Below are 345 nucleotides of genomic sequence, written 5' to 3' on the forward strand. Positions count from 1 at the left end.
AATGTGTGAAGAAGATGGTGGAAGATGGGGAATGGATGCAGGTGATGATGAGTATGTAAATGAGTTGGTGTTAATGGGTAAGATAGGAATTTGTGAATTTGAGGAGGCGACTGTGTGTGAAGTTCTTGTGGATTTAGATTGGCTTCGGATAGGAGGGTTTGTTTATGAAATGATCTATTGCTGGTTAGAAGTGATGGTAGGTCTGGAAGAAGTGGTTGGGCGGGTGTTAATACGAGATGTAGGGGTAGTGGGAGTAGGTTATAGTGTTTGGGTAAACGTAGGGGATGCTCTGTTGGAGGCATATTGATGATCATGGTGGTTGAATTTAGAAGTGGATTTATATGT

At 42.0% G+C, this 345-nt stretch carries 1 protein-coding gene; it reads right to left on the reverse strand.

Translation table 11 applies throughout. The annotated features are described in order from the left end of the window. Positions 1-314 (reverse strand): ChbG/HpnK family deacetylase (locus FS742_RS28330; RefSeq protein ID WP_395940404.1); only part of this gene is annotated, 314 nt, incomplete at its 3' end. Positions 315-345: the final 31 nt, after the last annotated feature.

It is taken from the genome of Bacillus cereus, assembly GCF_007678085.1.
Taxonomy (GTDB): Bacteria; Bacillota; Bacilli; order Bacillales; family Bacillaceae_G; genus Bacillus_A; species Bacillus_A cereus_BE.